At 48.4% G+C, this 25,889-nt stretch carries 33 protein-coding genes; 11 read left to right on the forward strand and 22 right to left on the reverse strand.

The genetic code is table 11. The annotated features are described in order from the left end of the window. Window positions 1-90 precede the first annotated feature (90 nt). The 6 genes from N5O98_RS23435 to N5O98_RS23460 all read right to left on the reverse strand — a co-directional run bounded on the left by N5O98_RS23435 (window position 91) and on the right by N5O98_RS23460 (window position 4,827). Window positions 91-1,953, reverse strand: coding sequence for a hypothetical protein (locus tag N5O98_RS23435; protein WP_269496051.1), 1,863 nt, complete (start codon window positions 1,951-1,953; stop codon window positions 91-93). A 119-nt stretch (window positions 1,954-2,072) separates the two neighbouring features. After that, window positions 2,073-2,168 carry a smalltalk protein gene (locus N5O98_RS23440; protein ID WP_005681936.1) on the reverse strand — a complete coding sequence of 32 codons (96 nt, stop codon included), beginning with the start codon at window positions 2,166-2,168 and terminating at the stop codon, window positions 2,073-2,075. A 5-nt stretch (window positions 2,169-2,173) separates the two neighbouring features. Continuing rightward, on the reverse strand, window positions 2,174-2,710 hold the full coding sequence (locus tag N5O98_RS23445) for an N-acetylmuramoyl-L-alanine amidase (protein ID WP_022198922.1): 537 nt from the start codon (window positions 2,708-2,710) through the stop codon (window positions 2,174-2,176). Window positions 2,711-2,811: 101 nt separating this feature from the next. Then, window positions 2,812-3,330 (reverse strand): HU family DNA-binding protein, encoded by a 519-nt coding sequence (locus N5O98_RS23450; RefSeq protein WP_022198923.1) that lies wholly within the window; start codon window positions 3,328-3,330, stop codon window positions 2,812-2,814. Window positions 3,331-3,534: 204 nt separating this feature from the next. Further along, window positions 3,535-4,404 carry a DUF4373 domain-containing protein gene (locus tag N5O98_RS23455; RefSeq protein WP_022198924.1) on the reverse strand — a complete coding sequence of 290 codons (870 nt, stop codon included), beginning with the start codon at window positions 4,402-4,404 and terminating at the stop codon, window positions 3,535-3,537. 21 nt (window positions 4,405-4,425) lie between these two features. Beyond that, entirely contained in the window at window positions 4,426-4,827 is a 402-nt protein-coding gene (locus N5O98_RS23460; protein ID WP_022198925.1) for a hypothetical protein, read from the reverse strand. Between the two features lie 482 nt (window positions 4,828-5,309). On the opposite strand from N5O98_RS23460, the gene N5O98_RS23465 reads away from it, so the two are divergent. Then, window positions 5,310-6,023 carry a LexA family transcriptional regulator gene (locus N5O98_RS23465; RefSeq protein ID WP_022198927.1) on the forward strand — a complete coding sequence of 238 codons (714 nt, stop codon included), beginning with the start codon at window positions 5,310-5,312 and terminating at the stop codon, window positions 6,021-6,023. A gap of 74 nt (window positions 6,024-6,097) precedes the next feature. Here N5O98_RS23465 and miaB read toward each other — a convergent pair whose 3' ends face one another. Next, window positions 6,098-7,471: a tRNA (N6-isopentenyl adenosine(37)-C2)-methylthiotransferase MiaB gene (miaB, locus tag N5O98_RS23470; RefSeq protein ID WP_022198928.1), complete on the reverse strand. Its 1,374-nt coding sequence runs from the start codon at window positions 7,469-7,471 to the stop codon at window positions 6,098-6,100. A 336-nt stretch (window positions 7,472-7,807) separates the two neighbouring features. Between miaB and N5O98_RS23475 the strand changes: the two genes are divergently transcribed. Both N5O98_RS23475 and N5O98_RS23480 read left to right on the forward strand, forming a co-directional pair. Further along, a complete protein-coding gene (locus N5O98_RS23475; RefSeq protein ID WP_004302860.1) occupies window positions 7,808-8,278 on the forward strand; it encodes a hypothetical protein in 471 nt (156 codons plus the stop codon). A gap of 134 nt (window positions 8,279-8,412) precedes the next feature. Further along, a complete protein-coding gene (locus N5O98_RS23480) occupies window positions 8,413-9,912 on the forward strand; it encodes an acetyl-CoA hydrolase/transferase family protein (RefSeq protein WP_022198929.1) in 1,500 nt (499 codons plus the stop codon). Between the two features lie 234 nt (window positions 9,913-10,146). Here N5O98_RS23480 and dacB read toward each other — a convergent pair whose 3' ends face one another. The 4 genes from dacB to N5O98_RS23500 all read right to left on the reverse strand — a co-directional run bounded on the left by dacB (window position 10,147) and on the right by N5O98_RS23500 (window position 14,232). Then, entirely contained in the window at window positions 10,147-11,553 is a 1,407-nt protein-coding gene (dacB, locus tag N5O98_RS23485) for a D-alanyl-D-alanine carboxypeptidase/D-alanyl-D-alanine endopeptidase (protein ID WP_004310133.1), read from the reverse strand. Window positions 11,554-11,709: 156 nt separating this feature from the next. Then, entirely contained in the window at window positions 11,710-13,053 is a 1,344-nt protein-coding gene (gene lpdA / locus N5O98_RS23490) for a dihydrolipoyl dehydrogenase (RefSeq protein WP_004310134.1), read from the reverse strand. A 13-nt stretch (window positions 13,054-13,066) separates the two neighbouring features. Then, window positions 13,067-13,477 carry a PH domain-containing protein gene (locus N5O98_RS23495; protein WP_004302851.1) on the reverse strand — a complete coding sequence of 137 codons (411 nt, stop codon included), beginning with the start codon at window positions 13,475-13,477 and terminating at the stop codon, window positions 13,067-13,069. Between the two features lie 542 nt (window positions 13,478-14,019). Next, the gene (locus tag N5O98_RS23500; protein WP_171031146.1) at window positions 14,020-14,232 is read right to left on the reverse strand and encodes a hypothetical protein; all 213 of its coding nucleotides are present in this window, start codon (window positions 14,230-14,232) and stop codon (window positions 14,020-14,022) included. 347 nt (window positions 14,233-14,579) lie between these two features. On the opposite strand from N5O98_RS23500, the gene N5O98_RS23505 reads away from it, so the two are divergent. Genes N5O98_RS23505 through N5O98_RS23540 form a run of 8 tightly spaced genes read left to right on the forward strand, consistent with a single transcriptional unit; the run spans window position 14,580 to window position 17,925 of the window. Beyond that, window positions 14,580-14,795, forward strand: coding sequence for a hypothetical protein (locus N5O98_RS23505; protein ID WP_004291535.1), 216 nt, complete (start codon window positions 14,580-14,582; stop codon window positions 14,793-14,795). Window positions 14,796-14,806: 11 nt separating this feature from the next. After that, window positions 14,807-15,028: a hypothetical protein gene (locus tag N5O98_RS23510; RefSeq protein WP_004291534.1), complete on the forward strand. Its 222-nt coding sequence runs from the start codon at window positions 14,807-14,809 to the stop codon at window positions 15,026-15,028. A 13-nt stretch (window positions 15,029-15,041) separates the two neighbouring features. Then, window positions 15,042-15,458, forward strand: a complete 417-nt coding sequence (locus tag N5O98_RS23515; protein ID WP_004291533.1) for a PcfK-like family protein — start codon at window positions 15,042-15,044, stop codon at window positions 15,456-15,458. Beyond that, window positions 15,455-16,786, forward strand: coding sequence for a PcfJ domain-containing protein (locus tag N5O98_RS23520; RefSeq protein WP_004291532.1), 1,332 nt, complete (start codon window positions 15,455-15,457; stop codon window positions 16,784-16,786). The genes N5O98_RS23515 and N5O98_RS23520 overlap by 4 nt, the downstream gene beginning before the upstream one ends. Before the next feature lie 24 nt (window positions 16,787-16,810). After that, window positions 16,811-17,068 carry a hypothetical protein gene (locus N5O98_RS23525; RefSeq protein ID WP_004291531.1) on the forward strand — a complete coding sequence of 86 codons (258 nt, stop codon included), beginning with the start codon at window positions 16,811-16,813 and terminating at the stop codon, window positions 17,066-17,068. Window positions 17,069-17,087: 19 nt separating this feature from the next. Continuing rightward, the gene (locus tag N5O98_RS23530; protein ID WP_004304291.1) at window positions 17,088-17,321 is read left to right on the forward strand and encodes a DUF3873 domain-containing protein; all 234 of its coding nucleotides are present in this window, start codon (window positions 17,088-17,090) and stop codon (window positions 17,319-17,321) included. Continuing rightward, window positions 17,318-17,563 (forward strand): DUF6956 domain-containing protein, encoded by a 246-nt coding sequence (locus N5O98_RS23535; protein WP_004291529.1) that lies wholly within the window; start codon window positions 17,318-17,320, stop codon window positions 17,561-17,563. Before N5O98_RS23530 ends, N5O98_RS23535 begins: the two co-directional genes overlap by 4 nt. 53 nt (window positions 17,564-17,616) lie before the next feature. Next, window positions 17,617-17,925 carry a hypothetical protein gene (locus N5O98_RS23540; RefSeq protein ID WP_004304290.1) on the forward strand — a complete coding sequence of 103 codons (309 nt, stop codon included), beginning with the start codon at window positions 17,617-17,619 and terminating at the stop codon, window positions 17,923-17,925. Window positions 17,926-17,958: 33 nt separating this feature from the next. Here N5O98_RS23540 and N5O98_RS27525 read toward each other — a convergent pair whose 3' ends face one another. The 11 genes from N5O98_RS27525 to N5O98_RS23595 form a co-directional block, all read right to left on the reverse strand. Then, window positions 17,959-18,348 carry a hypothetical protein gene (locus tag N5O98_RS27525; protein WP_004291527.1) on the reverse strand — a complete coding sequence of 130 codons (390 nt, stop codon included), beginning with the start codon at window positions 18,346-18,348 and terminating at the stop codon, window positions 17,959-17,961. Between the two features lie 64 nt (window positions 18,349-18,412). After that, window positions 18,413-18,940, reverse strand: coding sequence for a glycoside hydrolase family protein (locus N5O98_RS23550; RefSeq protein ID WP_004291526.1), 528 nt, complete (start codon window positions 18,938-18,940; stop codon window positions 18,413-18,415). Further along, a complete protein-coding gene (locus N5O98_RS23555; RefSeq protein WP_004291525.1) occupies window positions 18,937-19,440 on the reverse strand; it encodes a DUF3872 domain-containing protein in 504 nt (167 codons plus the stop codon). Before N5O98_RS23555 ends, N5O98_RS23550 begins: the two co-directional genes overlap by 4 nt. Beyond that, the gene (locus N5O98_RS23560) at window positions 19,437-20,339 is read right to left on the reverse strand and encodes a toprim domain-containing protein (protein ID WP_004291524.1); all 903 of its coding nucleotides are present in this window, start codon (window positions 20,337-20,339) and stop codon (window positions 19,437-19,439) included. The genes N5O98_RS23555 and N5O98_RS23560 overlap by 4 nt, the downstream gene beginning before the upstream one ends. Window positions 20,340-20,346: 7 nt before the next feature. Further along, complete coding sequence (locus N5O98_RS23565; RefSeq protein WP_004291523.1) at window positions 20,347-20,922, reverse strand: conjugal transfer protein TraO; 576 nt, start codon at window positions 20,920-20,922, stop codon at window positions 20,347-20,349. A 2-nt stretch (window positions 20,923-20,924) separates the two neighbouring features. Continuing rightward, complete coding sequence (traN, locus tag N5O98_RS23570; protein ID WP_004291522.1) at window positions 20,925-21,911, reverse strand: conjugative transposon protein TraN; 987 nt, start codon at window positions 21,909-21,911, stop codon at window positions 20,925-20,927. Window positions 21,912-21,945: 34 nt separating this feature from the next. Further along, a complete protein-coding gene (gene traM / locus N5O98_RS23575) occupies window positions 21,946-23,298 on the reverse strand; it encodes a conjugative transposon protein TraM (protein ID WP_004291521.1) in 1,353 nt (450 codons plus the stop codon). Continuing rightward, window positions 23,279-23,566, reverse strand: a complete 288-nt coding sequence (locus N5O98_RS23580; protein ID WP_018697145.1) for a TraL conjugative transposon family protein — start codon at window positions 23,564-23,566, stop codon at window positions 23,279-23,281. Before N5O98_RS23580 ends, traM begins: the two co-directional genes overlap by 20 nt. Before the next feature lie 27 nt (window positions 23,567-23,593). Next, a complete protein-coding gene (gene traK, locus N5O98_RS23585; protein WP_004291519.1) occupies window positions 23,594-24,217 on the reverse strand; it encodes a conjugative transposon protein TraK in 624 nt (207 codons plus the stop codon). A gap of 31 nt (window positions 24,218-24,248) precedes the next feature. Beyond that, window positions 24,249-25,253, reverse strand: coding sequence for a conjugative transposon protein TraJ (gene traJ, locus N5O98_RS23590; protein ID WP_004291518.1), 1,005 nt, complete (start codon window positions 25,251-25,253; stop codon window positions 24,249-24,251). 3 nt (window positions 25,254-25,256) lie between these two features. Beyond that, entirely contained in the window at window positions 25,257-25,886 is a 630-nt protein-coding gene (locus N5O98_RS23595; protein WP_004304283.1) for a DUF4141 domain-containing protein, read from the reverse strand. Window positions 25,887-25,889 lie beyond the last annotated feature (3 nt).

Raw genomic sequence — 25,889 nt, forward strand, 5'->3', positions numbered from 1 at the left:
TGTGGTGTCTTTAAAGTTACTAAAAAGCAAACATATCTACAACTTTTAATAGGATTAAGAAAGAAGAAGACAGTTGAAATAAAAAAGAGATTACCACCAAATTTGACGAAGAACCGAGACAGGCATCGAATGATAGACTGTCAAATATTCGTTCCAAAGGCTTTGCCCGTCGTCCATTACTTGCGTTACCGTAGAACAATAATCACGCTCTGTAACTATGTGTTTAATAGCACCGCCGCCCCAAACGGATTCATACTTCTCATTATTGATAACCGTCAGGCCATATCTATAATTCTTACAGAGCCTTTTCCTTGTCTTCGGATCATAGGTTTCTATACTCTTCACCCGCAATCCGCCAACCGGATAGAGGTAGTCTCGATACTCCGGCTGTTGGCTATTGTCACGAAACGCGCCGTAATTGCCTTCGTAAGAGAAAGAGGTTTCAATACCTTGCGGATCTGTTATCCGGTCAAGAATACCCACAATGTTACCAGACGCTTCACGGTCTATTCCGACTGCATTCTCAAATAATACAGTGTCTTTTCTTCCCGTGTTATTGGTATCCGGTAAAGGTATTCTTTTCGAAAAGTTCGGCACTGTCAACTTACTACCATTAGCACTCGCTTCCGAACCGTTCATAAATCCCCAATGATCTACAGCCTTCGTATAGATGGAAGGAACGCTGTTTACACCCACATACCTGAATGAATAAGTTTGCGATTCTACACCGGGAGCGGAGATACGTACAGAATCAAGTTTAGTCAAAGAGGTTTTTCCATTATAGGGAGTTACATAAAAGTTAATGGTACGCACCAGTTCTCCATTCTCATCCGTCACTTGCATTTTATCTAATACACTTGTATTGTTAGGCACTTCACCTACTGCTTTATAACTGACAGACAATCTGTTTCCCATAAAATTCACCTGTGCCAATCGGGTAGTACTCATCCTACCCTCCGCACAGTAACTACCTGACGGGTAACTCATATTCGCTACATAGCTCGAAACGCTCTCTTTATTGGCATTGGGCAAGGAGGAAGAACCTGACGATCTGCCTGCCGTAATTTGATAATAGTTATTGCCACCGCTTTTTTGTTCCATCAGATACAATTTGGGACTCCCGTCTTTATCCCTTTCATCAAAGACCAGCCTGTCATTCAAATTATAATAAGCACTAGGTTCCCATTGATTCTGAAGGGTTTGATACTGAAAACTAACCAATGTAGGATGTGGATAACGGGCTGAACAAATAGAGGTACACATCCAGCGGGTAATAATATCATTCATCGTCTCGTGTACGCCATTGAACAGATATTTGACTCCATTTCCATCTGTTATATTCATATCACTTTCAACATACCTTACCACATCGCTGTTATGAGGCACAGTAATAAGAGGGGAAGACCTGTCTGAAAAATATCCGCTTCCACCGCCACCCGGCAACTTATAAGTGAACTTATCCGGACGCGTATCCCGTTTATTATCTACCATCTCCCCATAATAAATCAATCGGTCTCTTTCATCACCGGGGACTGTATTTTGAGAAAAATATCGATCAAACCATCCATAATAGTCATTGTCTGCTACCCCGATCACCTGGCGGGCTATAGACGGTTCGAGATTCAATGTCCATCCTGCTCCCGCATATCCGCTTCCTTCTTTGGGCTTAAGCCCCGAAGCATGATAAGACAAAGTAACAGGTATGGTAACCTCCCCTGCAACTATATCATACAAGGGAATAGTTATGTTAGGTACTCCTGTACAATGATCTACAGGATAAGACTGATATTTCACCATAGCCGTAGCCGTTGGGGAAAGTGGTACAAGTCGTGGAACATCCAGCTTTATTCCATCTTCACTCTGCCCCTTAGCAGATAAAACCGCGAAAAAGGCTGATAATATAAGAAACAGCCTCTTTAGTATTATTTTTTTATTCGTATATAGATTATTCATAACTCGTTTTTTCTATTATTTATCAATAAAATAGTTTAGTCAATACAAAATGAATTAGCAGAGTCCTTCCATTTCACACAATCATGATCTATGGAAGGACTACTACTTAATTTTCTGCTTTACAAATTCATCGCATTAGCGCCTAAAACGCCTGCCAAAGCCGAAGCCACTGCGATAACCACTTTCAGGATCATATCCCATACTGATTTCTTCATTGCCATCATTTACCTCCTTTCTGTTCTTTAATGTGTTGTGTTACTCTGTGTTTCTCCGTACTTCCAGTCTCATCAGTTCTATCGGCAAATGCTCCGAACTCATTGAGTTCCTTTGCCACCTCAAAGCACGGGCACTGTTTAATCCATTCTTCCGGTTCTATCTCACCGTTTCCATTGAGATCCGGCGAAAGGTCCCGGTGTCCGCATACCCGGCAGCCGGGAAATTTCTCCTGTAGCTGCCCGACGAGTCGCCGGAGCGTAGCCCGTTGTGCCGGAGTCCGGGTATCTGCCGGGCATCCCCGGCAGTCCAGACCACCTTCATAGCAGATACCTATTGAATGAGCGTTGAAACCTTTGGCGTGTGCTCCGATGCGTTCGATGGGGCGGGTGAGGTGCACTGTTCCATCCTTGCGGATGTAGTAGTGATAGCCTGTTCCGTTAAATCCGCGCCGCCGGTGCAACCGGTCCAAATCTTCCGGAGAAAGTGTACAATCCTCCCTCGTGGCGCTGCAATGCACCACAATCAAGTTGATAATCCTCATGTTAGTGAATGATTTCTAGTTTAGTTAAAAGTCAAATGTCTAGTTAAGCCTACGAAGTTTGCCGTTTACATTTTGTGTACTCCTCACTGCCGTGACGTCATTTATGCAGCCGGATCGGGCGCTTCTCCGCCTCCTTCATTACCGCCTCCACCGGGCTTGTCGCTTCCACCGGAGTTGCCGCCTCCTGCACTACCTGCATCGGAAACAAGTTTATCATAACGGGCACACTTCGTACCGGTCACCATCGAACGGGTAGCGGTAGTGCGGTCATGATTCTTAGTCGTTGTCGGTTGGAAGCGGACGGTAAGCGTAGCCTGTGCAGCCGACACTTCGTCAGAGGTTTCCACACCTTTGCCACGAGCTACCATCACCATACGGAAGGTACCAAGACCGTCCACGCTTACGCTTTCCGAAGATTGCAAGTGTTGCCCCATCACCGTCACCAGGTTGTCGAGTGTGTTTTTTACGTCACCCGGAGAGAGGGAAGAGTAGGCTGCTATTTCTTTCGAAAGTTGTGCGGAATCCACGTTTCCCGAACGTACAACTCGGGGATAGAAGAGTTTTTTACCGCTTTTTTTGTCTTCCAGAGTTGACTGGAAAGGTTTGTACAATACTGGCATAATTGTAATAGTTTTTAGTCGTTAATAATTCTAGTTTGTCTGTGTCTTTAAGCTTATCGACAATGCAAATATAAGACCTTATTTCTGTCTGTGCAAGAGATTTTAAAAGTGTGCGTTAATAAATTCGTTAATATAAAAAGTTGTTGTTATATCACTAATTTACAACATATTACACAACGCAGCAGCATCATAACCCTTATTAATTCAGTTATTCAGGACACTCAACAAATAATGACCGGGCAGTTTGATCTTTCCGGCACTTGCCCGAATGACACCGAAACCCTTCCAAACCTTACCACCGATTTCTCCGTAATTACTTTTCAGTACGATTGCATACTGTTCAGAGGGAGGAATATGATAAAGGCGAAGGTTATCCAATAGTCCGGAAAGGTTGCGCGGGTGTCCGTCAGCAGGAGCTTGCATCCGGTCAATATCCGACTGTGTCAGTTCATGTTTCTTCTTCGCCGGTTTTCTGTTAGAAAAATCTCCTCCTTCTTCTCCCTCATCCCCTCCTTTGGGCAAAGGAGGGTTAGGGAGGATGTTTTCTTTCCTTTCTTTTTCTTTTCTTTTTATGAAGGTGCTTTTTGTTGCAGTATCCGGGGATTCTGTTACAGTATCGAGGGTTTGCGTTACAATATCCGGGGTTTCTGCAACAGCATCTGGAAGGGTGGAGTGTACGGTTTCCTCATCCGGCAGCAGACAGTAGTCCGGAGAAATATGACGGCGGCTGCGGCGTTTAGTGATAAAAAGGAACTGCCGCTGAATGTCGGCGGAAGTCAGGATGCCGTAACGTTCGTAGAGAGAGGAATCGAAGAAACCGTACTCCACAAACAGACGAAGCACCCGGCGGACACTATCGTTATCCGTGCTGAAGAGCTGGTCGGAGAGTTCGTCATAGAAGTCATCATCGACATGAATATAATAACCCTCGCCCGAATATAGATAAGACAGGGTATAGAGCAGGATCGTGAAGGCGGAATCGCCTTCACGCTTCATCACACGGCGTACGACACGGTCGTGCATAAAATCGGTATTCAAAGGGAAATAGTCAAGCCCTTGTTTTATTCGTCCCATGATATAAATTGTTTTTATAAATCAGTCTGCCAATTCTAATTTTGATCCTGATTTTGATTCTAATTCCAATTCAAAGACTGATTCGGATTGGAATTCAGAACCTGATTCGGATTCAAATTCCGATTCACGGACTTTCCGCCTTTTCCGTTCAATGCTGGCAGCTACGGTTTCAAGGGCATGCAGAATAAGTTCCCGTCGCAACGTGGGATTTTCCGTAGAGGTTATTACCGGATAATTGCTTTCCCTGTCGCATGCAAGGGAGCGTTTCTCGTTCTTCCGATGGTTCCGGCTGACAGTTTTACGACATTCCTTACAGTAGTTGCCGGGAAGGCCGGTTTTCTTATTGATATAAAAGGCACTTGCCGGAAGAGAGCGTTTGCAACATCCGCAAACGCACAGTGTTTGTACTTTTGAGCTTTTCATTTTGTTATCCAATTATAAATTATAAATGCTAGTTTTTATCAGTCAGGTCTGTAATCATTCAAATACGGAGTATTCGTATACAATATGTTATCCTTTTGTTATCCTATTGCCAGGTATTAACATCTGGCGTTTCAGATATTAATGGTTAGAGAAATAGCTATTAATACTTGAGAGAATAGCTGTTAACAGGCATCAGTAAGCTTTCCGCAGGTGGCGGATGAGAAAATTTCAAGTTTTTTGTGTTTTTCTTGAAGTATTGCATGGCATATCCGTTTTTAATTTATATTTTTGAAACGTTTTCTATTAATCAATGGGACAAAGATAGAATATTTTTCATAAATAAAATATCAATTTTCAATATTAAACCTCAACTATTTCACAAATCATTGATTATAAACATATAGTAAACATATTTTTGAGGCAGCCATTTTTATAGCTGCCATTTGTAAATCCGAGATTAGTCTTTTAAATAAAAAAACAGAATGGATACAAATTTGGATGTATTAGGTATCATCAAGCGTGCCAAACAGGTATTGAACTTAAAGAGAGACAGCGAACTAGCTGAATACCTGGAAGTTTCGAGAGCAACAGTTACCAATTGGGGAGCACGAAACAGTATTGATTTCCGTCTGCTGCTTGACAAATTCGGAGACAAGGTGGACTATAACTGGCTATTATTGGGAAAAGGAAATCCGAAACATCAGCCGAGATTTTGCCAAAGCGAGCTGGTACAGGGAGAAGTCGAAATTATACACAATCCGAAAACGCCCGAACCAATAGACGACCGTAGCGTGACATTATACGATATTACGGCGGCGGCGAACCTGAAAACATTATTCACCAACAAACAGCAATATGCACTGGGGAAGATATGGATTCCCAATATTTCCGTCTGCGACGGGGCGGTCTACGTCAACGGAGACAGCATGTATCCCATACTGAAATCGGGAGATATTATCGGATACAAGGAAATTAGCAGTTTCGACAACGTGATTTACGGGGAAATATACCTGGTGTCGTTTATGATTGACGGAGACGAGTATCTGGCGGTGAAGTACGTGAATCGTTCGGAAAAAGAAGGGTATCTCAAGCTCGTGAGCTATAATACTCATCATGAGCCGATGGATATTCCATTCGCGTCCATCAATGCGATGGCGATTGTGAAGTTCTCCATCAGGAGACATATGATGATGTAAGTTTTACCACAAAGAATGCAGAAGACACAGAGTTTCAAGGAAGAAAAAAGACCTCCGTGTCCTCTGTGGTGAAATCAGATTTCTTCCCCCTTCAGCGTAGCCGAGCTGGCCTCCGTGACACGCACATTGACGAAATCACCGACACGGTGCGCACCTCTGTCAAACACCACCACACGGTTCTGCTCCGTACGACCGAACAGCTGGTCGCGCGAACGCTTGGAGACTCCTTCCACAAGCACTTCATAGGTTTTACCGATGCAACGCTGGTTGGATTCGGCAGACAGACGGTTCTGCAAAGCGATAATCTCGTTCAGGCGACGCACTTTCACCTCTTCGGGCACATTATCTTCGAGATGCTTGGACGCATACGTTCCCGGACGTTCGGAGTATTTAAACATGAAAGCAGCATCATATCCACATTCTTCCATCAGCGAAAGTGACAAGGCATGATCCTCTTCCGTTTCAGAATGAAAACCGGAGAAAATATCGGTAGTCAGTCCGCAATCGGGGATGATACGTTTGATAGCTGCCACCCGGTCCAGATACCACTCACGGGTATACTTACGGTTCATCAGTTTCAGAATACGCGAACTGCCGCTCTGCACAGGCAGATGGATATGTTTACACACATTCGGAACTTGCGCAATCACTTCCAGCGTTTCATCACTCATATCCTTCGGATGGGAAGTCGTGAAACGAATACGCACTCCCGGAGCAGCCTCGGCCACTGTTCGGAGCAACATCGGGAAAGTAACCACTTCGCCTGTCGGTCTTTCAAAACGGTAAGAGTTGACGTTCTGCCCCAACAGGGTGACTTCCTTATAGCCTTTCGCCACGAGGTCTGCTACTTCATTCAGGATGCTTTCTACGTCACGGCTGCGCTCGCGTCCACGAGTATAGGGCACGATACAATAGGTGCAGAAGTTATTGCAGCCACGCATGATGGATACAAAACCCGAAATATGATTGCCGCAGATACGCGACGGAATCACATCCCGATAAGTCTCGGTAGTAGATAGTTCCACATTGATTGCTTTTTCACCGGTTTCTACGGCCGCAATCAGGTCGGGCAACGTCAGGTAAGCATCCGGCCCCACAACGAGGTCTACATGATGATTCGTTATCAGATCATCCTTTACCCGTTCGGCCATACAGCCCAGTACACCTACAATCAGATGCTTTTTCTTTTTCTTCAGCGAGTGGAAAAACTCCAGGCGATTCAGAATCTTCTGCTCCGCATTGTCGCGGATGGAACAGGTATTCATAAACACGGCATCGGCTTCCTCCAGCGTTTCGGCTACGGAATAACCCGCCATTTGCATCACCGAGGCAATCACCTCACTGTCGGCTACGTTCATCTGGCAGCCATAGGTTTCGATAAACAACTTTTTGTTGTCATCCTTCATTTCAGTTGCGGATTTAAAGTCCGCTCCCGTTAATTCGTTCATACTCAAATCTTAGTTTAAAAATTCGGATGCAAAGATACGGCTTCGCTTTCAATAAGTAGTGAATTGATATCAAAATAACGCAAAAACTTATGATTTGGCAAGCAAATTTGTAATTTATGTTAAGAGAATAAACATTTTTAGGCGATATGCTTGGCATATTTAAATTTATTTTTCACATTTGTGCAATGAAAGAAACATTAGATTTTTTCATAGTTAAGGTTTAGGTTAAAAAAATTAAGGGGAGCTGTGAAGCTGCCCTTTTTTCATAATAAAATGTTAGCCTGAACCAGATAAAATACGTAACTTTGGCAGATAACTAATTAGCAGTGAAACACAATGGAAGATTTTTTGAAATTTCTCTTGATAGCAGGTGTCATTCTTGTGGGAATATTCAAAGAGGTGAATAAGAATAGTAAATCGAAAAAAGCTAAGAATAAACGCCCCGTTTCCCCGATGCCATCCCCCGTTGAAGTAGCTCCGGATGCAGTTCCTATGCCCGAGGCATGGGGTGGCCCCAAGTCGCTGGAAGAATTATTCCAGCCTAAACCCCTGAAACAGACGCCACCGCAACAGTCTCCCAAACAGACGGCGAAACCAGCGGCGCAGCAGAAAAGAAAAAAAGAAGAAATATCCGTTTCCGCATCCCTGGCAAACAGTGCCGCGCAAGATAAACGAAATTCCCAACAAGGTTCTCATTATAACTCTCATACCGAATCAACTGATAACGAACATGATTTCACGATTCACTCCGCAGAAGAAGCCCGCCGCGCTATTATCTGGGGAGAGATACTTCAACGGAAGTATTGAGAGAGCCCGTAAACTCATTGAGTTTCGAATCATTATGTGACGAGTCATTGCCAAGCATTGGTACAAGGCCGTACAAACAGAGAATTAATTATCAATAAAAATATCAACTGTATTTAACACGAAATTTACTATTTATGTCACTCAATCGTATTTCGGCAGCGGAAGCTGCAAGCCTAATCAAACATGGCTACAACATCGGCCTAAGCGGATTTACTCCCGCCGGAACGGCCAAGGCTGTAACAGCCGAACTCGCAAAAATTGCTGAAGCAGAACATGCGAAAGGAAACCCGTTTCAAGTAGGAATTTTCACAGGCGCATCGACAGGGGAATCCTGTGACGGCGTACTGTCACGTGCCAAAGCCATCCGCTACCGCGCTCCTTATACTACCAACGCCGACTTCCGCAAAGCTGTGAACAACGGAGAGATTGCCTACAACGACATACACCTCTCACAAATGGCACAGGAAGTGCGCTACGGGTTCATGGGCAAAGTGAACGTAGCCATCATCGAAGCCTGCGAAGTAACTCCGGACGGAAAAATTTATCTGACTGCCGCCGGCGGCATCGCCCCGACCATCTGCCGTCTTGCCGACCAGATCATCGTGGAGTTGAACAGCGCACACAGCAAATCCGGTATGGGTATGCACGACGTATACGAACCGCTCGACCCGCCTTACCGCCGCGAAATACCGATCTATAAACCGAGTGACCGTATCGGACTGCCTTACGTTCAGGTAGACCCGAAAAAGATTATAGGCGTAGTGGAAACCAACTGGCCGGACGAAGCGCGTTCTTTCGCTGCCGCTGATCCGTTGACCGACAAAATCGGCCAGAATGTTGCCGACTTCCTTGCAGCCGACATGAAACGCGGTATTATCCCGTCCAGTTTCTTGCCTTTGCAATCGGGTGTAGGAAACATCGCCAACGCCGTACTCGGTGCATTGGGACGTGATAAAACGATTCCTGCATTCGAAATGTACACAGAGGTAATCCAGAATTCCGTGATCGGATTGATTCGCGAAGGACGCATCAAATTCGGTAGCGCCTGTTCACTGACTGTTACAAATGACTGTCTGGAAGGCATCTACAACGATATGGATTTCTTCCGCGACAAACTGGTTCTCCGTCCGTCGGAAATCTCAAACAGCCCGGAAATAGTACGCCGCCTCGGTATCATTTCTATCAATACAGCCATCGAAGTTGACCTGTACGGCAACGTAAACTCTACCCATATCGGCGGAACAAAAATGATGAACGGTATCGGTGGTTCGGGAGACTTTACCCGCAACGCTTACATCTCTATCTTCACTTGTCCGTCTGTGGCCAAAGAAGGGAAGATCAGCGCGATCGTACCGATGGTATCCCACCACGACCACACGGAGCACGATGTCAACATCGTTATCACCGAGCAAGGTGTTGCCGATCTTCGTGGCAAGAGCCCGAAAGAACGCGCACAAGCCATCATCGAAAACTGTGCACATCCTGACTACAAAGAGCTTCTTTGGGATTACCTCAAACTGGCCGGTAACCGGGCACAGACTCCACACGCTATTCAGGCTGCACTTGGTATGCACGCAGAGTTGGCTAAGAGTGGCGATATGAAGAATACTAATTGGGCTGAATACTCAAAGTAAATATAATATATATAGTATAGAATTTACAGTATTCGATTCAAAACAAGTATAATTGTATTCTCTGGTAAACAAAATCCTACGATTTTTGCTTATTAGAGAATACAATTGTCTTTTTATAGAAGAATCAATAAAGAGCCCTCCATGGAAAATAGTACCTGCCCCTTGACAACATAGAAATCGGATTCAACAACGGAATTCCACTTTGGTTGTACGGGCTAATGTATTCATATCAGCCTATTTCCCAATAATCACCTCACACACCTTATCCTGAAATGCTCTCGCTTTAGCCGCCGAAAGTACATTCTGGTTCATAATGGCAAATGCCACTTCATGTCCGTTCTTCATCTTCAGATAGCCCGCGAGCGCATTTATTGCCGTAAACGAACCTGTTTTGGCATGAACATTCCGGAAGGCAGGAGTACCTTTCATCCGGAATTTCAATGTTCCGTCCACCCCGCCAACGGGAAGAGATTTATATAACATCTGAAACACCTCTGTTTGCGAGTACGCATATTTCAGAAAGTCCACCAGCAGGGCAGGAGAGAGGTAATTATAATTGGACAGTCCGCAACCGTCGGCAATCTTATAGTCTTTCGGGTCATGCCCTAGGCGACGGATCAATTTCATAATCTCGACAATACCATCTTCGGCAGCTACCTGCTTCTTTCCCGTAGCCTGCGCCCCCAAGCGACAAAGAAATGCTTCCGCATTGAGATTATCACTCTCTTTCATCAACTGGTTCAGCACTTTCTGCACGGAAGTATTCCAGCAAGCCATCCGTTCTACAGTCACACTATCGCGAGGCAATTCGGCAAAACCATACGACTGGGGAGTCGTGATTCCTTTCCCACGAAGACGCTCCAGGAAAGTATGCATAAAAAAACGGGGAGAGTCGTAGATGTTTACATCGTCCTTTCTGATCGAAGTGACATTGCCCGAAACGAGGAGATTATTGCCATTCGTCAGCCAGTCTCTCGTGAAAGAGAATCTTCCGGCAGAAGAGGTACGTGTTTTCGTCTGATTCGTCACTGTATAATAGGAGGATACAGGTTGGCAGGAAACACTCGCGGTATCTCCCTGCACCGTAGAAGGAACGACAGAAACCTGTACAGTCCCCTTGCAAAACATCAGTGGAGACAAATAGGGCTGATAGCCCGCAGGGGTATCGTCCCATGCCCATCCACTACCCCAATAAAGAGAGTCTTTCATCGAAACATCGCCGTACACCTGTCCGTTAATCACCGAAAAAGGGAAAGTGATTACCTCTTCTATCAATGAATCCATCGACTGGCTGTTAAATTCAGGATCGAATCCGCCTACCACATACAGGTTGCCTTGCAAAGTATCATGTTCTATCACGCCATCGTGCCATACTTCCGTGCGGAAAGGTTCGGCAGCTTCGGGGCGGGAGAGTGCGGTAATAGCCGTCAGCAGCTTCATGGTAGAGGCAGGACGGGAAAGTTTCTCCGCACGATAGTTATAAAGTGATTTCTTAGCCGTCAGATCGTAGACGGATATGCCGACCTCGGATGCTTCGGGGAGCATCTTCTTGATAAGCGAATCTATCCGGGAGAAATTTTGTTGTCCCCAAAGTGGCAACAAACAAACTGAAAGGGTGACCAACAAAAGACTTTTTTTCATACAATACAGTTTATGACATCAACAAATGTACAATGACACATCACCATACAAACTATTGCCAATAAGGCCGGAGTGATTATATATTTTCTCATCATATATTTGATTTTATCAGTAAGATACCCGCATCAATGAACGATCGCAGATATCAGAATCCGTTTATAACACTTCCCGGAAAATCTCTCCTACCGTAGGATGCGGGAAAACAATCTTTTTCCATTGCGCTGCCGTCAATCCGAGTTCAATGGCAGTGCCCGCAAGAGTGATAATCTCCGAAGCCGGATTGCCCAACACATGGGCTCCAATCACCCGTTGCTGTTCATCCAACAATACTTTGCAGACTCCGTTGACGCCCTCATTCTCCGCCACAAAACGGCCGGAGTAAGCCATCGGAAGTTTGATAACCTGATAATTGATTCCTTTCGTTGAGGCCGACTCCTCCGTTTCACCCACTCCAGCAATCTCCGGATTGGTATAGACTACGCCCGGAATAGCCCGATAACTCATGGCATCTTCCTTTCCCAAGATGGAATGTACGGCAACTTCCGCTTCACGAACAGCCGTATGGGCGAGCAAAGAGAATCCTGTCAGGTCACCACAAACATACACGTCCGGCACAGAAGTCTGCATCTTTTCATTAACTCTGATAGCACCACGCTCCGTCTGCTCCAAATTCAGGTTTTCGAGCCCGAAACCTTTCGTCACCGGGCGACGGCCGACACTCATCAACAGCTTCTCTGCAATGACACTGCCGTTTCCCTCCGCGTTCTCATAAGAAACAACAGCCCCTTCTTCCGTTTGCGACAAGCCGACCACTTTCGTACTAAGCAGGAATTTAATACCTCGTTTTGCATATTCCGCACGGAGCAAAGCGGAAAGCTCCTTATCCATTCCACCCAGGATTTCGTCCATCATCTCAACCACCGTCACCTGTACTCCCAAACTATTGAAGAACGACGCAAACTCCATACCGATTACCCCGCCACCAACAATAGCCAAAGAAGCCGGCAATTCTTTACTGTCCAAAGCATCCCTGTGCGTCCAGTAGTTCACCGCGTCCACTCCCGGAATAGGAGGAATAAAGGTTTCCGAACCCGTACATAATATCAGATTCTCTCCTTCGTAAGTCTCTTCCCCGCAGCGAACCGTATTTTTATCAATGATCTGCGCTTCTCCTGATACAATTGTAACATTGTTGGCAGTCAGCTTCGCTTTCACTCCCAGCACCAGTTTACGCACTACCTTACTTTTACGCGCTATTATCTTAGGCAAATCGAAAGAGACTTCCGGGATATTGACTGCATACTTTGATGCATGTTTTGCACTGTCATAAGTCTTTGCCGAATACAACAATGTTTTCGTAGGAATACAGCCTTCGTTCAGACAGACGCCACCCAGACTATTCTTTTCGATAAGCAATACGCTCAAACCACCTTTACCGGCAGCTTCGGCAGCCGTATATCCCGCAGGACCACCACCGATGATAATCACTTGATATTTCATAGTATATAATCAGTTACTCTTTTATCTTCTTTTCAAACATTCTCTTTTCGAGTAGTTCTGCAAATTCCTGTTCCTTGACAGGCATCACCGAAACAAACTTTCCTTTTCCGTATTCTATCAGGATATAATCCGTCACCGAGAAACGGCCGAATTTCATGGAATGGTATTTCCTGACTGCAGTAATTTCGGAAAGCGGGATGATCTTCTTGCGAATAAAACGACCACGTGAGACTTCCAGATCACCATTTGTTGTCAATGTATAAGTAGTGTGTATAATTTGTTCGATCACTACAATCAGCATCAACATAAACAGTACTGCCACCAAGATATACTTACACCACAATGCGCCGACGGCATTCACAGTAAGCACCACCAACAGGAAATATTGGTACCAGGCGATGCGCGCATGAAATATTCGATTCATTTTGTCAGATTTTTGCCTGCAAGGTAGCAATTTTATGAATTAGTGACAACGAAAAGTACAACGAAGTAACTTATTTTGTAGCTTTGCGGTGAGAAGTTACGAAAAGAGTGTAATTTATTGGAAATGAGCGTAGGTTAATTGCTCTTGATAGTAATAGGTTACGATTTAGTTAGTTATCTACTGCATTATCCTTCTGCGCGTTGCGTAACCTTCAAAGAACTCTTCGTATGCAAAAGTAGCTATTTAATTCGAGATTTTGATATAAACTCCCGTTTTTTATCCCCTCATTCATAAGAATTTTCCGTAAAAGCGGTATTGTCCGTCGGCACACCATTGCCCAAAACGAGTTTGGAACAAACGTGTGCCGACTACCGCATAGCTGGAGAAAAGGGCATTGCCTCACGCCTAAACGATGTTTAGACAGATGAAGCAATGCCCCTTTCTTTTGCGCCTATGCCAAGAGGTGCTTTTACGGGTTTTCAAATGATTTTTCTTTTTTCGCTGTCTCTTTTGCCGGAAGCGGAAAGTGAATGCAGAGTGTGTCAGCCTGCCCCATGAATGAAACAGGCGCCCACACACAGCCGGACAAACCGGGAAGAATGATTGTTGCCACCCGGCTGAACAAGTTCCGTCGGATCGGAAACAATCATACTTCCTTTGTTGTGGTTTGCCCTTTTCACGCTTCCGGTGATGTCTTTTTCCTTTTGGTGATTCTTTTTTTTACGGATTTTCCCCTGAAGTTTTTTTCTACACAATCTGCCTCTGTTTTCGTTTACCTCCATTTTGCGCCTTTCAGTAAGCCGCATCAGTCAGTCATTTTCGTTCTGGGCGCAAAGGTAATTCCGGGATTGGACGGGAAAGCAAGGTCAAGCCTCCTGTTTTCGGTAAAAATCTCCAGCCCTGCGGGTAGTATTTTGACCGAAAAACCTTGCATTCCCTAATCCCTACCTTTTCAAGCACCCGAAACGAAAACGACCGATGCGACAGAAAGACGCATAAAAAAAATGTCGGATAAACGAGAGGCAGATAAGATAGTTTGAAACTCAACTCCCTCAGCTCTTGAATCCGCATTAAAAACAAAAAAATCAAAAACAGCGAAGATATGACGGCAACGGCAAATTTCAGACAAATGGCGCAACACATCGGGTTGGCGATATGCGGCTTGATGATGCGCACCGCCTTCGGGGTGTTCGGCATCCTTTGGGGCATCATCAGAGAGATTGTAAACGGAGTGTTCCGAGTGGCGATAGGTGTAATCGTGGCTATCCTTTCCACCATTGCCTTCTTTGGCTTCATCCTTTGGTTATTCACCCTTTAACCCTTACCGACATGGCAAAAAGAAACAGCAAGACGGCAGCGCAGCAGTGCAGATATTACGAGGTGGACAACATCTTCGTGTATATGGTGGAAACGTACATCAACGGCAATTTTGAAACTTTCCGAAGATTGTACCACGAACTGAACAAGGACGCACGGAGGGATTTCATGGACTTCCTTCTCAGCGAGGTAGAGCCGACCTATTGGAGAGAGATACTGAAACAGATAATCTAAAAATGACAGCGATATGAAAGGAACAGACCATTTCAAGAGAACGATATATATGTACTTGGAACAGCGTGCGGAGGAAGATGCGCTATTTGCAAAGAAGTACCGCAACCCTGCCAAGAACATGGACGAGTGCGTGACCCACATTCTGAACTATGTGCAGAAAAGCGGTTGCAACGGTTTCACGGACGGAGAGATATTCGGGCAAGCCATCCACTACTATGAGGAAAACGAGATAGAGGTGGGCAAACCGATGGACTGCCAAGTGGTTGTGAACCACGTTGTGAAACTCACGGCAGAGGAAAAGGCGGAGGCACGTCAGAACGCTGTCCGCAAATACCAAGAGGAGGAACTCCGCAAGTTGCAGAACCGCCACAGACCGTCAGCGAGAAAAGAAAACCAACCCCAACCCTCATTATTTGATTTAGGCTTATGAAACCGAAGACCAAGATACAGAAAGAGGTGGCAAGACTTTCCGCCAACCTTCGCCCCATATCAGCGACACAAATAGATTGGGCATACCGCCACTGCGTTGAGCATATCGGCTACCGCACCAAGAAAGGGAACATCACCTGTTCCGACTGCGGTCACGAGTGGCACAGCGACAGCGGACTATGCGACACCCTTGAAGGCTGCACCTGCCCCAAATGCCATGCCGAACTCAAAGTGCAGGACACACGCAGACGCATCTACAAGGAAACGCAGAATTTCAGCGTGATAACCACCTGCAAAGGGTATCAGGTAATCCGCGTGGCGCAGGTCAGATGCGAGAGCAGGAAAGGCGAACCGATGCGTTTCTACTGCCACGAGGTCGTGCAGCGTTGGATTTCACCCGACGGCAAGGTTACGGACATGGCGTTGCTCCGTGGCTTCCTTTTCTGCTATTGCGATGTGTGGGCATTAGGCAGCGATATGGAGGTAAGACCGCACAACAGCCTATACGATGATGTGGTGGCAAGAAGCTGTGCATATCCAAAGATGAGGATATTGCCCCAACTCAGACGTAACGGCTTCAAGGGCGATTTCCACGGCATCTCCCCCGTGCGTCTTTTCAAAGCCTTGCTTTCAGACCCAAGAATTGAAACCCTTATGAAAGGCGGTGAGATTGAGGTCATGAAACACTTTCTTTTCAATACCCGTACTGCCGATGAATGTTGGGCATCATATCTGATTGCCAAGCGTCACAAGTATCAGATAGACAACCTCTCAATGTGGTGCGACTATCTGCGTATGCTCAAAAAACTCGGTCAAGACCTCCGTAACCCGAAGAACATCTGTCCCGAAGATTTCATGGCGGCACACGACAACGCAACCCGAAAAATTGAAGCCATACACGAGAAGGAAAGAGCCGCAGAGCAACGCCGTTGGGAGATTGAAAGGCGTGAGCGTGAGCAACAGCGACAACTCCAACGAAAGAAAGATGCGGAGGATTTCATCGCCAACAAATCCAAATTCTTCGGCTTGGTAATCACGGACGAGGAAATAATCGTCAAGGTGCTTGAAAGCATAGACGAGTATTACAACGAGGGCAAGACGCAGGGCATCTGCGTGTTTGGCAGTGGATACTACAAGAAAGCCGACACCCTCATACTATCGGCAAGGATTGGCGATGAGATTATTGAAACCGTAGAGGTGGACTTGCGAACCCTCGAAGTGGTGCAGTGCCACGGCAAGCACAACCAGGACACCGAATATCACGAGCGCATCATAGACCTTGTGAACAAGAACGCCAACCTTATCCGTGAGCGGATGAAAGCGGCATAGCATAACCCCTAAAACAACATTGATATGGAAGTAAGAATTGAAAGTATGATTTGTGTGTGGGATGATGCAATCCCCACGATGTTCCTTGAATTTGTGAACCTCCTCACTCTCACAACGAGTGAGGGGGAATTGAGAAAGAGCGTAAAGGAGTTTGCCGAGAAGCACGAACTTGACAAGTTTTTCCTTTACGGCTTCGGCTCACACCATTTCTACCTGCACCAACGCTACACAAGCAACCCCGAAATGGTGATGAAGAACAGAGTTCTGTCAGTACATTTTTAACCATCTAAAAAGCAACATTATGACAACACGAATGACCATCAACGGAGTAAGCACCTGCGCGGAAGCAGGTACGGAGAAATACGAGCGTTTCCAATCGGGTATCGGAAGACGCAGGCGGACACTTGTGCAGTACGACTACCGCCACCCCATAGACAGAGAATTGTTCTCTTGTGTCAAACCCACGTTGGACGAGTGCCGAGCCGCACGGGACAAGTGGCTGAACGCAAAGAAGGGAAAGGAGGACAGACTATGAACACGACCTATCAAACGCTGATAGTCAAGTTCAGCGAACCTATCACGGCATTGGACGGTATCTTTGACGATACCGGAGCGTGGGGAACGGACACCCTCAAGGGGTGGATAGATGATTACGAAAGCACACGTTTCACCGCCACCGACAGCCATACGGCAGTCATCACGAGCGAGTACAATATGGAATGTGTGAAAGAGTGGCTACAACGGCAGACCCCCATTTCCGAAATGCGAGAATTTTGAACGGGATGGCGGTGTCCGCACCGCCAATACTTAAAACCCTAAAAACAAAAGATATGATAGCCAAGACGATATTACAGCAGATAGGCGGAAAACGCTTCACCGCCATGACAGGTAGCCGTGATTTCATAGATATGGGCAACGGCTTACGGATGAGCCTTGCAAGGAACAAAACAAGTGCCAACCGCCTTGACATCATCTATGACGAAGGGGCAGACCTCTACAATATGCGCTTCTACCGCAGGACGTTCAGCAAAAAGACCTTTGAGTGCAAGACAAAGGACATTGCCGTACACGAGGGTATCTATTTTGATATGCTGGAGGAAATGTTCACGATGGTGACGGGACTTTACACACGCTTTTGAGTGGCGGGGCGGCGAGAGCCGCCCTACTTTCTTTCAGTGAGCATGATGGCGGACAAAGAAAGTAGCAAAGAAACCTTTGTCCAATCTGCGATAACTAAAAAATCCGCAAGTAAAACTTGCGGAGGCTATATATTGGGTCGTTATTTTTTGGTGGAGGGGAATGATAATCTCGAACCGTTGAACTACACATTTCTGCTTCGTCTCCATTTCCCCCAACGATTTGATACGTTCAATCATTTTTGTTGTTCCTTTCTGAATTTTCCTAAATACTTTCTTCATAATTTCGCTATACTTTTTATGGTTAATAACTATGTTTTGTATTGCTCTCACAACACTTACAACTTGAAGTGTTATTTGGAAACCGATAGGCAAAAATGGCTCAACGATGTCAATTAACGAGAAAATCCTACGATAATCTATCAAGTGATAGAGCAAAAGACGTGCCAAGTTAAATATGGCACGTCTTTTGCCAGTTTTGTCAGTCCTTTTATGGGATATACAACAGCGCAAACTCCGCCTTTCTCCGTTTGAGCAGCATGGCGTGGCGTTTTCCTTTGTAGTTGCAGAAGGCTATATACTCACGGTAGATGTTCCTGTCACCAGCTTCCAGCTTCTTGATTAAGGTGCTTTTGGGGATTGTTTTGCTGCCTAACAGCTTCGCCGGTCCCACATTGTAAGCTAACGTGCCAAGCAAAATCGAATCAACCCCGAATTTACGGAACATGGCGACAAATTTGCGCAGGTCTTTCCGCAAAAGTTCATCCGCATCCCGTTTTGTCATGGTTCGTGCCGAATACTTCTCGTTTGGCAAAAGTTTGTGACCCCAACCGACGTATGGGTAGTGTTTTTCTGAGTGCCAGCCTTCAAAGTAGCGGCAGCATAAAAAAGCACGTTCCATAAGCGGCAGTCGGTAGATTGCCGCCTGCCCGTCCGTTCCCTCTTGGCGGCTGATCTGCGCGGACACAGAACAGACCGTCAGAAGTGAACAGAGCATTGTCATGAATACACGCATCATTTCAACAAGGGGCTGAAGTTGCCGATGGGAACGATGGTAAGATCGTCGTCCTTTACATTCCTGTTGTTGAAGTCAAATTCCAGTTCGTAGGAGTTGCTAAAGTTATCCTCCACCACCACGATGAAATTATGCGCCTCATCACCCGCCGCCGTGTAGTACAGGCGGAATTTTTCGTTCTCCAGCAGGTAGCGGTCGTTAGGCAGGAAGGTGATGCCGTTATCCATTTTGAGCGAGCCTTCCCCCTCGAACTGGAAATAGCGGATGGTATAGAGCGTACCCGAAAAGTCGCCCTCCTTTTTCAGTTCACAGCGGATTTCCACTGTCTGCCCCTTTACTACCTTGTTCGGCACGGGCATGACCTCCACCGTGAAGGGATAGGACTGCTGGATGTCCATGTCATCGTCACATGACACGAGGGTGAATGACATGGCGGCTATCAGGCATAACGCCACTGCCTTGAATATTGATGTTCTCTTGTTTCTGTTGTTCAGTATGTTCATTGTTCTTCGATTTTTAGATGGTTGTTTTTCTGTTTTTTCGTTGTCAGTTGCAGGTACTCGTTCAAGTCCTTGCAACCGTCATAGAGGGAGGAACGGTCGGTGACACGTTCCCCGTATCGCATGGTAAGTGCGGCAAGCGTCCGCCGTCCGGCTTCGTCACGGTCGAGGAAGCAGCCGATGCGCCCGTATCCGTCCAGCAATCCCGCCGCCTTCTCCACGTTGGCGACTGAGTTCAGCACAAGACAGTCAGCGTTACCGGTTACACCAAGCGTCACGGCAGAGAGAAAGTCCATGAAGCCCTCGAACACGAGGCACTCGTCAGCCGGGATGTCATTCGCCTTTACCAGTGATACAGACTTCGGAGGTATGCAACCCTTGAAATATCGGCTTCTGACTTCATAGCCACCTGCCATGTTCGGAAAGCCAACGGCAAAATACCGTTTCCCACGCACACCGTAGTTCAAGCGGCAGCAGTGACGGGATGCGATGGCGTAAGGGATGCCCCGTTCCTCTAAATACTCCGTCAGCAGTGAGCGGAGCAGCGGAGCGACCTCCACATCCTCAAAAACGGATTCGGTCGGCTTCGAGAGATAGACGGGCTTTTCCCATCCGGCAACCGTCATATTGGCGGCTTCCGCTATGAACTTCGCTTGCTTCATGAAGTCATCGCTTTGCAGAAACTCCCCGGCAAGCGTGAAGATGTCGCCGCCCTTGCCCAAACCGAAGTCGTACCAGAGCTGTTTCGCCACGTTCACACGGAAAGAGGATGTGCGCTCGCCCCTGTACGGGGCAAGATACCACAGCTCGTTACCGCTCCTTCTGACAGGCTCATGCCCCAGCCGTGCGAGAAAATCCGCAAGCGGCATCCTTCTGACAGCATCTATTTCCGTCCTTTCCATGCCCGTGTCAGTTGATGATGAACTTGATACCGACCCCGAACTGCGTGTGGAACTTCCGTGTGTCGCCACCCCAAAGGCAACGCTCCCGCAGGTTGGCAAGCAGGGCGATACGGTCTGCCACGTAACACTCCACATCGAGCGTCAGCGCACCGCCGTAGATGAAGGCGTCCCGGTCGTGCAGCGTGGAGCCGTCATGCAGCACCTTCTTCCCCCAATTTACCGCCTCATATCCGGCGAGAGCCGAAGCCCCGGCATAGACGAAAACAATCTTTCGGGCGTCCGACAGTATCTTGAAGTAATAGCCGCCCTCCGCCGTGAACTGCGCCACGGGTATCTTGGTGTCCTTGTAGGGATTGTTCTTCAACAGGTATTCGCCACCGAACACCCACTTGTTCCCCTTCTTCGTGTAGGTGGAGAGAGCCGCCCCGAAGCTGTACCCGCCGTCCTTGCCGCCGAGATTGAAGCCGTCCGCCATGTCCGCCCTCACCTCGATGCCCTGCATCTTCGGCAGACACCGCTGGGCGTGCGCCTGCCCTGTAAAAAGGGCAAGCGACGCGATGATTATTGCGATGTACTTTCTCATGGTCAGCGTACTTGAAGTTCGTTGATGGTACCCGCGCGTACCAAATCCTCGTTCTCAATCACGAAGGACTGGTGACGGCCGCCGTTCTTCTCGTTCAATTCCACCACGAGGCACTTGTCATCGGGGATGGTGAACTTCGCCATCGTGAAGACCGTGCGCTCGCTCTTTTTGCCCGGCACGAGGGTGGCGTAGTTCTGCGCGCGGAGCGGCAGAATAATCTGCTCCTGCACGGCAGTACGCTTCGCAACCTTCTTGTCCACGATTTTCCAAGTGATGTAGTCCACATCGAAAGGCACGTTGCTCTGGTTCTTTATCTCCGTGTGGAAATAAAGCAAGCCGTTGTGCGTGTAGATGCCTTTCAACAGGTATTGGATGCCGAAACGCTTGCAGCCGATATGCTTCACCTCGCGCTTGTTCTGTTTGTGGATGGACTTCATGATAAGGCGCACCAGCATCGGGCTTTCGCTGCCCAGCTCTTTCAGATAGATTTCCTGCGCGTTGTTCGGGCGGTTCACCGTGCTGCCGTCATGGATGAAGTCGCACATCTCCACGTTGAGCAACAGCGGTTCGGCGGCGTACTTCACGTTGAAGGTGTAGAAACTGCCGTCCTCCGTGATGACGGACATATTCGTTTCGTTGGGAAAATTCCTTACGGTAGCCTTCACACGGATGATGTTCTCCGCTCCGTCGGCTTTCCCGGCAATCAGGTCGGGCGAGCCTAAATCGACATAGCGCACCTCCGCCGGAAAAATGACGTGGACGGTCTTGTCGTAGGTCACTTCCAGACCGTGCGGCGGTATCATGCGGTCGAAGGTCAGCTTGCGTGACAGCCCGTGATATAGGTCGCCGTCCGCCTCCTTCTGCGGATAGACCTCCTTCGTCAAGGTCGGTTGTTCACTTCCGTTGGTCGTTTCAACGGTTACATTCTCCTGCGCGTTGGCAGTTATGATGCCCATAGCGAGGGCAAACATGATGATTACTTTTCTCATTACTTTTGGATTTTAGTGGTAATTTTTATTGTTTTCAATATTTTTCTTGGTAAAGCATGACCCTGTACCCGGCTTTCAGATGCACCTTGACGGTTCGCATCTTTTTGGCGATGTACTGGCTCGTGCCTTGTATCAGCCCCTTGCCCAAGTCGGAGGCGAGCTGCGCCCCGGCATTGGTGGAGATGTTGATGCTGCTTCCCAGCGAGCCGCCCATGTTGGCGGCGACCTCCCGGACGGCGTTCATCTCCATCGAGTTCGGGATGAAGATGCCGGGCTGTCCGTCCGTGTCATAGACCGCAAGCTCCACGGGGATAATCGTGCCGTCGTATTCCAGCGAGGTAATCTCGATGTCGAGCCGCTCACCCTGTATCTTGCCCGTGCCGACCACCACCGCACCCCGGGGTATTGTCCTGCCTGCCACCGCCATAGGCTCCAGCAGGCGCAGCCTTACCGTCTGCCCGTCCGTCACGCTCTGCGCCCCATGCACGCACGCCGGTATGGTGTTCCTGTCCAATACCTCCGCCGTGCCGACAGCCGTGTTGAAACCCCGGTTGCGTTCCTGCGATAAGGCGGCGACAAACTCCGCGTTACTCATAGGCTGTGAGAGTGAAGAAACTACTTGATGCTCCACCTGTCTGATAGGCATTGCCTTGTTCTTCTTCCCTTTCTGCACGGTAGTTGGCTCTGCCCTCTGTTCCGCCGATGGCTGTCCTCCGTTCTGACCGCCCATGTACTTTGCCGCCAGCTCGTAGGACTTCTCCATAAGAGCCACCTGCTCGTCCATAGAGGAAGCCTTGCCCCTCTCGCTTTCCAGTTCCGACTCCAGCGATGCGATGCGCTCCAACAATTCGTCCATCTCCGCATTGTCGTTTTTCGGCTGGTCGTAGAAGTTTCCGAGCGTGGCGTTCAGGTCACGGTAGGCGGCTGCGGAGGACTGGATGGTCTGCGGCGTGGCTGGCTTTGCCCTTTCTTCCTTGCCGCCCGGATTGGCGAGGTCGAAGTCCACTCCGTTCTCCGTTCCCGCTATCTCGCGGTCGAACATGTCGCCCAGCTGCCCGATGGCACGGTTGCGGCTCTCCTGACGCTCTTCCATCTCCCCATGCTCGTAGGCTTTCAGCTTGTCGCCGATAATCTGCCGGTTCGCCTTGTCAGCGTCGGGCATCTCGGTGTTGTATCCGTCCGTTCCCGGCGGTTGCTCCTTGCCGGAGGACGGGGCGAATATCAGCCACATCGCCCCGATGAACACCAACACCATAGCGGGCAGCACGATCATCTTCTGCCGTTTCAGCCGTTGCGCCTCTGTCAGCGGTTCGCGCTCCTTTTTCGGTTTCCCCGTTTCGGGAGCAGCTTTGTTCTCTTTCGTCGGTTCATTCTTTGTCTGTTCCATATAAATAAGGTGTTAAGTGATTGCCTGTTTCCGCCGGGGTCGGCAGTTCCACCCGTCCGGCGTGTCCCGTTTCCATATGTGAGCCGTCGTTCCTGCCGATGTCATAGACGGCTCTGCCGAAGGTGTAAAGGGCAAGCACCGCGAAGGCGGCGAACATCCCCAGCACGATGCGGCGGCGTGTTTCCGGCGGCAAGCCGTCCAGATACCCTTTGAGACTTGCCGCCAAGCGTTTCCGTTTGTCGTGGAGTTTCCAATACATGCCCCACATTGATTTTCTGATACTTTTCATGTCCTGTTACCGTTTGATAGTCTGTAAATCCTTGTTCTCAATGATGGTGAAACCCTCGATGGTAAAACCGTTCGGGTTGTCATCCGACCGCGATGCGTTCAGCAGGCGGCAGGTGGTCACGAGGCTGCGCTCGGTGACGTTGCTCTGCCGGATGATTTTCTGTGTGGCGTAGGTCACGGCACGGTAGGGATAGGCGTTGAAGTCGCACACCACGCTGTCCACCTTCAGCACTTGGTTGATGTTCCCGGCGATGATGCGGTTGTAGTACCCCTTCTCCGCGAAGTCCGAATAATAGTGGTACACGCTCTTGTCCGCCAGCAGCAAGGCACGTTTCACGTTGTGTTCAATCGCGCTTTTTTCAGGTGATAGCGTGAAGAACATCTCGTGGAAACGGCGCACATGTTCCCGTGCCTCCGCCGGGCGGTTCTGCGACAAATCCTGAGACAAGGCGAGCATCAGGCTCTTGCCGTTGTCCAGCACATAGATTTTCTCCCGTTGCTTCTCTGCGAAACGGTAGGAGTTCCACACGCTCCACACCGTCACCACGGCGCACAGCGAGAGGAAGACGATACCGAACAGGCGTATCTGCCTGAACGACGATTCGATGTTTCTAAGTGATTTGAATTCCATTTATATTTTCCAATTTATGATTGCACATTGATTATTTCAGCAATTTGCCGACACGTCCGACTGCGTTTCCTGCGGCTGCACCCGCCACGCTGCCCGCCATGCTTCCGGCTCGTCCCGCCATCTGGTTCACGTTGCGACCGTAACCGCCCATGCCTCCGGCTTGGATAATCCAGCCCGCAACGGTGGGAATGGTAAAGTAGCCGATGATGCCGATGCAGAGGAATACGATATACACCCCGTCGCTCGAATCCAGCGAGAAGTTCGGGTCTGCCTGCATCCGCTCGATGTCGTTTTGCAGCATCAGAACCTGTATCTTCGCCAGTATGGTGCTGAACATGTCCGATACCGGTAGCCACAGATAGACCTGTATATAGCGGCATATCCACTGCGTGAGCGTGTTTTGGAAACCGTCCCATACCGACAGGGCGAAGGCTATCGGACCGAGAATCGCCAGCACCACGAGAAAGAAGGTGCGGACGGTGTCTATCACGAGGGCGGCGGCTTGGAACAGCAGTTCGAGTATCTCGCGGAAGAAGTCGCGGATGCTCTTCTTCATGTTGTACATTCCCCGGTCGATATACATTCCCGCCATCGTCACCATGTCGGAGGGCGACCAGCCGAGTTCCTCCAGTTGCTTGTCAAATTCCTCGTTGGACACGAGGTAGGCGGTTTCGGGGTTGCGTACCATCGCCTCGTATTCCAGTTTGTCCTTCTGCTCCCGGTATCGGTTCATGTCCAGCGTTTCCGCCTCCAGCATCTTTGCCGTGCCCTGTACGACGGGTGAGAGGATGCTGTTTATCGTGCCCAGCACCACAGTCGGGAAGAACATGATGCACAGACCGATGGCAAAAGGACGGAGCATCGGGAATACGTCTATCGGTTCAGCTCTCGCCAGCGACTGCCATACCCGGTAGGCGACGTAGAACAGCGCACCCAGCCCGGCGATGCCTTTCGCCACACCAGCCATGTCCCCACACAGCGGCATCATCTGCTCATAAAGTGAACGTAAAATCTGATGAAGGTTGTCGAACTTCATAGGCTACCAGTATCTTTCGTTCATGTTCCCGTACAGCCCCATGATGCGGTCGAGGTCGTTCTTCTTTTTCGCACGCAGGTAACTCACGGAGATGTTCTTGTTCGTGTAGTAGCTCACGAGGTTGCGGTAACGCTTCATCTTCGAGTGGCAGCGTTCCACCACGTCCATGCGCTCCTTGTCGGTCATGGAGAGCGTGGTGATGTTCACCACGTTCCTGAGTTCCGTCAACACTTCGTTGCTTTCCTCCAGCAGTTTCGTGTAGCCGAAAGCGATTGCGGAAAGCTCTTCGGGTCTGAAATTCCCGTCACGGAGCATCCGTTGGAAACTGTTCACATAGATGTCTGTGATGTCGCCCACCATCAGGATGGTCTGCTGCACCTTGCGGGCGTCCTTGACCAGATTGTTCACCGATTTGAGGGCATCGTAATACTTCTTGCCCTGCTGATAGATTTTCACCGTCTCCTGAAAGTTGCTCACCATGTTCGTGGCGGTCTTGGAGGTATGGATGATGTTTTTGGAGGCATTGATGATGCCCTGCGCTAGATTGCCCGGATCGCTTACGACCCACTGTGCGCTTGCCCTGCCCGCGAAAAGCAGGCACAGGCAGATAATCATTGTTATTCTTGTTCTCATGTT

This window comes from Bacteroides sp. LFL-34 (genome assembly GCF_027257075.1).
Classification (GTDB): Bacteria; Bacteroidota; Bacteroidia; order Bacteroidales; family Bacteroidaceae; genus Bacteroides; species Bacteroides ovatus.